Source organism: Staphylococcus pasteuri, from assembly GCF_030547725.1.
GTDB lineage: Bacteria > Bacillota > Bacilli > Staphylococcales > Staphylococcaceae > Staphylococcus > Staphylococcus pasteuri.
In genome coordinates, this window is the sequence record NZ_JAUOQO010000894.1 from 1 (window position 1) to 239 (window position 239).

The following is a 239-nucleotide window of genomic DNA, read 5'->3' on the forward strand; positions in this document are numbered from 1 at the left end:
TCGTCATACGAATAAATATGATTGACTTCATGATAATCATGATCTTCTCCCGCTACCCAAAAAATAGGGATAACAGGTACACCTAGCTTGCGTTCTTTCTCTGCTGCTAACTTAATGACCGATATCGCTTTATTGATCGTATAAAGGGGGCCAGTTAACAGCCCAGCCTGTTGTCCTGCAACAACGGTTACCGCTTCTGGCTGTTGTAAACGCTCGATATTTGCTAGCGCCGGTCCTTC

At 44.8% G+C, this 239-nt stretch carries 1 protein-coding gene; it reads right to left on the minus strand.

Features of this window, described 5'->3' with window-relative positions:
- Positions 1 to 239: bacillithiol biosynthesis protein BshC (gene bshC, locus Q4528_RS15835; protein WP_303522695.1), on the minus strand; the 239-nt coding region annotated here is incomplete at both ends.